The organism is Longimicrobium sp. (assembly GCF_036280135.1).
In the GTDB taxonomy this organism is placed as follows: Bacteria; Gemmatimonadota; Gemmatimonadetes; order Longimicrobiales; family Longimicrobiaceae; genus Longimicrobium.
This window is the reverse complement of record NZ_DASURI010000137.1, coordinates 1-6468: the sequence shown is the minus strand read 5'-3', so window position 1 is coordinate 6468 and position 6468 is coordinate 1. Positions and strand designations below refer to the sequence as shown.

General features: G+C 70.0%; 7 protein-coding genes. 2 read left to right on the top strand and 5 right to left on the bottom strand.

Going from position 1 to position 6468, the window contains the following annotated elements; all coding sequences use genetic code 11:
- Nucleotides 1–114 precede the first annotated feature (114 nt).
- The 5 genes from VFZ20_RS04240 to mdh all read right to left on the bottom strand — a co-directional run bounded on the left by VFZ20_RS04240 (nt 115) and on the right by mdh (nt 4692).
- Entirely contained in the window at nt 115–930 is an 816-nt protein-coding gene (locus tag VFZ20_RS04240; RefSeq protein ID WP_329682586.1) for a succinate dehydrogenase iron-sulfur subunit, read from the bottom strand.
- Nucleotides 930–2672, bottom strand: coding sequence for a succinate dehydrogenase flavoprotein subunit (gene sdhA, locus VFZ20_RS04235; RefSeq protein WP_329682585.1), 1743 nt, complete (start codon nt 2670–2672; stop codon nt 930–932). Before sdhA ends, VFZ20_RS04240 begins: the two co-directional genes overlap by 1 nt.
- Nucleotides 2669–3133 (bottom strand): hypothetical protein, encoded by a 465-nt coding sequence (locus VFZ20_RS04230; protein ID WP_329682584.1) that lies wholly within the window; start codon nt 3131–3133, stop codon nt 2669–2671. Before VFZ20_RS04230 ends, sdhA begins: the two co-directional genes overlap by 4 nt.
- On the bottom strand, nt 3130–3648 hold the full coding sequence (sdhC, locus tag VFZ20_RS04225; protein ID WP_329682583.1) for a succinate dehydrogenase, cytochrome b556 subunit: 519 nt from the start codon (nt 3646–3648) through the stop codon (nt 3130–3132). Before sdhC ends, VFZ20_RS04230 begins: the two co-directional genes overlap by 4 nt.
- 108 nt (nt 3649–3756) lie before the next feature.
- Nucleotides 3757–4692 (bottom strand): malate dehydrogenase, encoded by a 936-nt coding sequence (gene mdh / locus VFZ20_RS04220; RefSeq protein WP_329682582.1) that lies wholly within the window; start codon nt 4690–4692, stop codon nt 3757–3759.
- 420 nt (nt 4693–5112) lie between these two features.
- Between mdh and VFZ20_RS04215 the strand changes: the two genes are divergently transcribed.
- Together VFZ20_RS04215 and VFZ20_RS04210 are read left to right on the top strand one after the other, a co-directional pair.
- On the top strand, nt 5113–5535 hold the full coding sequence (locus VFZ20_RS04215; protein WP_329682581.1) for a nuclear transport factor 2 family protein: 423 nt from the start codon (nt 5113–5115) through the stop codon (nt 5533–5535).
- 122 nt (nt 5536–5657) lie between these two features.
- Nucleotides 5658–6468, top strand: an 811-nt coding sequence (locus tag VFZ20_RS04210) for a Ran-binding zinc finger domain-containing protein (RefSeq protein ID WP_329682580.1), incomplete at its 3' end; no start/stop codon positions are given.

Below are 6468 nucleotides of genomic sequence, written 5' to 3'. Positions count from 1 at the left end.
ATCATTGATTCTCCTCCTGGTTGGCCATGGGATTGATAAAAAAACCGGCCCCGCGGCATCATCGCCGCGGGGCCGGTCTCGTCCATCGATCCACCTTCCGTCAGACCGCGCGCATCAGCCGTGGTGCACGCCGACGGGCTGGCGGACGGCGATGTCGCGGCTGCCCTTGAGGATGGCCTTCTTCACCTCGCCGATGGCCTTGGTGATGCGGATCTCGCGCGGGCAGGCCTCCGTGCAGTTGAAGATCGTGCGGCAGCGCCACACGCCCTCGCGGTCGTTCAGGATCTCCAGCCGCTCGCCAGACGCCTCGTCGCGGCTGTCGAAGATGAAGCGGTGCGCGTTCACGATGGCCGCCGGGCCCACGAAGTTCTCGTCGGCCCAGAAGCTGGGGCAGCTCGTGGTGCACGCCGCGCACAGGATGCACTTCGTCGTATCGTCGAACTTCTCGCGGTCGGCCACGGACTGGATGCGCTCGCGGCCGCCGGCGGGCGGGGCCGCGTCCGTCACCAAAAAGGGGAGCACGGAGCGGTACTGGGCAAAGAACCCCTCCATGTCCACCACCATGTCCTTGATGACCTTGAACCCCATCAGGGGCTCGATGGTCACGTGGTCGCCCACGTCCTTGATGAGCACCTTGCACGCAAGGCGGTTCACCCCGTTGATGCGCATGGCGTCGGACCCGCACACGCCGTGGGCGCAGCTGCGCCGGTAGGTGAGCGTGCCGTCCTGGTACCACTTGACGGTGTTGAGCGCGTCCAGCACCCGGTCCGTGGGGTCCGCCTGCACCGTGTACTCGTGGTACGACGGCTTGGCGTCCACGTCGGGGTTGAAGCGAAAGATGCGCAGCGTCACGTTGCGCAGCCCCGCCACGTTGGCGCGGGGGGCCGCGCCGCGGGGAGCCGGCCGCGCCTGGGCAGTGGAGGCCGCCATCAGTACACCCTCTCCTTGGGCTCGAACTTGGTGAGCGTCACCGGCTTGTACGTGATGTCGATGGGCCCGCCCTCCGTCGCGCGCGTGGTGAGCGTGTGCTTCATCCACTCCACGTCGTTGCGCTTCTCGTAGTCCTCGCGCATGTGGGCGCCACGGCTTTCCGTGCGGTTGAGCGCCGCCACGGTCGTCACCTCGGCCAGGTCCAGCAGGTTGCCCAGCTCCCAGGCCTCCAGCACGTCCGTGTTGTAGCGCGTGCCCTTGTCGCCCACCACCACGCCGTCAAAGCGCTTCTGCAGCGCGCGCACGCGCTCCAGGGCGCTCGTCATCCCCTCGCCCGTGCGGTAGATGCCCACGTCGTCCTGCATGACGTCCTGCATCTCCTCGCGCAGCCGGGCCGCCGGCTCGCCCTTCTGCACGCTCAGCAGCTTGCTGAACTGCGCCTCGGCGAACTCCGTGGGATTCCTGGGAAGCGGCGGCAGGTCGGCCGTCTTGCAGAACTCCGCCATGGCCAGCCCGCCCCGGCGCCCGAAGACGACGAGGTCCAGCAGCGAGTTGGTCCCCAGGCGGTTGGCCCCGTGCACGGACACGCACGCCACCTCGCCGGCCGCGTAGAAGCCGGGAAGCACGTTCCTGCCGTCGCGCAGCACGCGGCAGTCGATGTCCGTGGGAATGCCGCCCATGGCGTAGTGCGCCGTGGGCTGGATGGGCATGGGGTCCTTGACGGGGTCCACGCCCAGGTACGTGCGGCAAAAGTCGGCAATGTCGGGGAGCTTGCCCTCGATCACCTCGGCGCCCAGGTGCGTGGCGTCCAGGTACACGTACTTCTTGCCGTTGATGCCCCGCCCGTCGCGGATCTCCTTGCTGATGGCGCGGGAGACCACGTCGCGCGAGGCCAGGTCCTTCATCGTGGGCGCGTACTTCTCCATGAAGCGCTCGCCCAGGTCGTTGCGCAAAATGCCGCCCTCGCCGCGCACGCCCTCGGTGATGAGGATGCCCAGGCGGTAGATGCCCGTGGGGTGGAACTGGTAGAACTCCATGTCCTGCAGCGCGATGCCGCGCCGGTAGGCAATGGCCACGCCGTCACCCGTGTTGGCGTGCGCGTTGGACGTGATCGACCACACCCGGCCGAATCCGCCCGTGGCGAACTCCACGGCCTTGGCATGGAACACGTGCAGGTCGCCCGTCGCCACCTCCCACGCCACGACGCCGCAGCAGCGGCCGTCGTCGGCGAGGATCAGGTCCACCACCTGGAACTCGTCGTAGAACTCCACCCCCTGCTTGATGCAGTTCTGGTAGAGCGTCTGCAGGATCATGTGCCCCGTGCGGTCCGCGGCGTAGCACGAGCGCCGCACCGGGCCCTGCCCGAAGTGGTGCGTGTGTCCGCCGAAGGGGCGCTGGGCGATCTTGCCGTCGGGCGTGCGGCTGAACGGGAGCCCCATGTGCTCCAGCTCGATGATGACCGGCACGGCCTCTTCGCACATGATCTCGATGGCGTCCTGGTCGCCCAGGTAGTCCGACCCCTTCACGGTGTCGAACGCGTGCCACTCGGGATGGTCTTCCTCGAGGTTGGCCAGCGCGGCGCAGACGCCGCCCTGGGCCGCGCCCGTGTGCGACCGCGTGGGGTACAGCTTGCTGATGACGGCGGTGCGCAGGTTGGGCTGGCGGGAGAGGTAGATGGCCGTCATCAGCCCCGCCCCGCCGCCGCCCACCACCAGGGCGTCGTACGTGTGCGTATGGATCATCGGCGCGCGGCGCTCGCGAAGTCGAAGGTCAGCAGGCCCCAGATGCCCCAGAGCAGGATTGCCAGCACGACGGTGTAGGCGATGGCCTTGACCACCTTGCGCGCGCCGGGATTGCGGATGTAGTCCTCGATGCTGTAGCGCAGGCCGTTGAGCCCGTGCAGCATGGCGAAGGTGGCCAGCCCCACGTTGAACAGGCGCCACAGGGGGTTGTTCCAGCGCTCCAGCACCACCTGCGAGCTCAGGTGCTCCACGCCCACCACCAGGTTCCACCAGTACAGGTGGTACAGGGCCATGAAGATGAGCAGCAGGCCGCTCACCCGCATGAACACCCAGGAGTACAGCTCGAACTTGCCCTTCTTCTGCATCGTGGCGTCGGGCCGCTCGTAGCCGCCGCCGCGCCGGGCCCCGCCGCGTCCGGGCGCCTCGTCCATCCCCGGCACCTCGTCGATGGTGGTGCTCATCGGCCGGCCTCCATGCTCACGGGGGCCACGGCGTTCTGCGGCGCCGCCTGCACCTGCAGCTCGTACGTCTCGCCGCGCTCGCGCATGCGCTGCTCGTGGCGCTCCGTGCCCGGCTCCGGCCGCAGGCCAAAGAGGGGGGCAACCATGAGCCAGGCCACGGGCAGGATGAGCACGGCCGAGAGCCCCGCGGCGGCCCAGGCCAGGCGCCGCTGGTGCAGCATGGCGATGGGCCAGAAGTCCTGCACGATGATGCGCAGGCCGTTGAGGGCGTGGTACAGCACGGAGAAGAAGATCAGCAGTTCCGCGAAGCGGAACAGGGGGCTGCGGTACAGGTTCAGGGCCTCGTCGTAGAAGTCCGGCCAGTACACCACGGCGGCCGTCTCCACCACGTGGATGATGAGGAACGCCAGGATGCCCAGACCCGTGACCCGGTGAAGGAGCCAGGTCCACATCCCGGCGTTGCCCTTGTAGCGCAGCGCGTTGCCCAGCGAACGGGCACGGTATTCGGATGCCATGGTGCGGTACTCCGTTTGGGTGGCGGGAGCGGCGTGCCCCCGCGGGGTCCCAACACTCCGCCGCGCCGCATCCCGAAGGGGCGCGGCGCGGCGGACACTACGGGCGCGTCAGACCGTGGCGCCCAGCACGCGCATGGGCTCGCGCACGGCCTCGGCGCTCTTTTCCAGCGCGGCGCGCTCCTCGTCCGTGAGCGTCACCTCCAGGATGCTCTCCAGCCCGCCGCGGCCCAGCTTGCAGGGCACGCCCAGGAACAGGCCGCTCATCCCGTACTCGCCCTGCAGGTACGCCGCGCAGGGAAGGATGCGCTTCTTGTCCTTGACGATGGCCTCGGCCATCTGCACGGCGCCGGACGACGGGGCGTAGTACGCGCTGCCCGTCTTGAGGTACTTGACGATCTCGGCGCCGCCGTTGCGGGCGCGGTCCACGATGGCGTCCAGGCGCTCGCGGTCAATCAGCTGCGTCACCGGGATGCCGCTCACGGTGGTGTAGCTGATGAGGGGCACCATGGTGTCGCCATGGCCGCCCAGCACCATGGCCTGGATGTCCTCCACCGACACGTCGATGGCCTCGGCCAGGAACGAGCGGTAGCGGCCCGTGTCCAGCACGCCCGCCATGCCGATGATGCGCTCGCGGGGAAAGCCGGTGGCCTCCATGGCCACGTAGCACATCACGTCCAGCGGGTTGCTGACCATGATGATGATGGCGTCGGGCGACACGCGGGCGATGTTCTCGCACACCTGGCGCACGATGCCGGCGTTGGTGTTGAGCAGGTCGTCGCGGCTCATCCCCGGCTTGCGGGCAATGCCGGCCGTGACGATGTAGATGCCGCTGCCGGCCGACTCCTCGTAGCCGTTGCTGCCCACGACGCGCGTGTCGAAGCCCTCGATGGGCGCCGACTCCCACTGGTCCAGGCCCTTGCCCTGGGGAATGCCCTCGGCGATGTCGATGAGCACCACCGTGCGCGCGAGCTCCTTTTCGGCGACGCGCTGGGCGGCCGTGGCGCCCACGTTGCCCGCCCCAACCACCGTAATCTTGTCGATCATCTTCAAGGCCGTGTGCGAGAGTTCTCGGGCCGCCGGTCAACCGGGTCCGCGTGCGACTGCATTCTTGGGGCCGACGGTGGCGGCAACATACCGGCGGCGTCTCGTGGTGTCAACGTACGGCCACGGCGGTTTCTCGCCGCCGCTACGGGCCCCGGAGCCTGATCCGGCGCCGTTTTCCCGCCCGTCGCGTCCATCCCCGGACGGGCCGGTCCACCCCGTCCGATCCTCCCCACCCTGCCCCTCCGGTCGCGACGTCCCGGAGCAGAAGACGGCGGTCCGACCGCGCTGTGACAGCGTCCGCCCGCGCCCGACGGAATCGGTCTCCGGGGGCGGGCGCGGAAACGAGACGCTTGTCCGCCCGGCGGCCCGCGGCGCATCTTGCCGTCTGCTCCCTTGCTGCTACCCCTCACGCCGACGTCCGTGCGCATCCTTCGACTGCTGCCCCTCGTCCTCGCCTGCGCGTGCTCCGTGTCCGTGGAGCGCACGCCCCCCGCCGCGCCCGTGACGCCGGAGGCGCGCGTGGTGCAGGCCCAGGTGGACGCCTTCAACCGCCGCGACGTGGAGGCGTTCATGGCCACGTACGCGCCAAACGCCATCCACTGGGAATACCCGGCGGACACGGTGTGGAACGGCGCGTCGCGCATCCGTGCCCATTATACGGAGCTGTTCGCGGACCCGGATGCGCGCGACCTGCACGTGGACGTGCGCGAGCGCATCGTCAAGGGCCGCTTCGTCATCGACCACGGCTTCTACCGCGGCTTGCCGGGCGAGGGCGAGCACGTGAGCGTCGTCATCTACGAGGTGGTGGACGGCCGCATCCGCAACGCCTGGTTCATGAACTGAGGGCGGGGCACCCACTTGCCCCGCCCGCCAGGCGTTTGCACCTTTGATCGTCCCGCTCCGCCAGGCCGCATCCGCGCCTTTTCCGCTCCGCACGCCGTACCGATCCTTCCGTCACACCATCGATGGCCATTCGTGAAGGCCGCTGGGACTGCCCCAGCTGTGGCTCCCGGGGCATCTACGGCCGCCACGTGGAGTGCCCCGGCTGCGGCAAGCCGCGCCCGGCCGGCATCCGCTTCTACCTCACGGACGACGCGCCCGTCATCACCGACGCGGCGCGGCTGGCGGAGGCGCGGGCGGGCGCGGACTGGGTGTGCGAGCACTGCGGCGCCAGCAACCGCGCCACGGTCACGGACTGCGGCGGATGCGGGGCGCCGCGCGGCAGCAGCCCCGGGCAGCGCATCGTCGACTATCCCACGGCCGAGGTCCCCCGCTCCGGCGAGGTGCCCCGCCCCGCCGGCCCCCTGAACGCGGCCAAGCTCTCCACCTCGTCGCGGTGGCGGGGCAAGGACGCGCCCGCTGGAGACCGCAAACCACCGGGCAAGGGCGCCACCTGCATGGGCTGCGGCTGCCTGGGCGGGATCGTCATGCTGGCCCTGTCGCTGCTGATGAGCCTGATCACCACCTGCGCGGACATGCGGCGCGTGGGCGGCGAGGACCTCGTGCCGGCGGCGGTCACGGGCAAGCGCTGGGAGCGCTCGTTCCTCGTGGAGCAGCGGCGCGTGGTGAACGGCACGGGGTGGGACCTGCCGGACAGCGCGCAGGTGGTGCGCACGGAGCGGCGCCGCCGCGGGTGGGGCCAGGAGGTGGACCACTACGAGACCGTCACGCGCCCCGTGCGCCGCACGCGCGAGGTGCAGGACGGCACCGTCACCCGCACCCGCGAGGTGCGCGACGGCTCGCGCACGGAAACGCGCGAGGTGGAAGAGGAGGTGC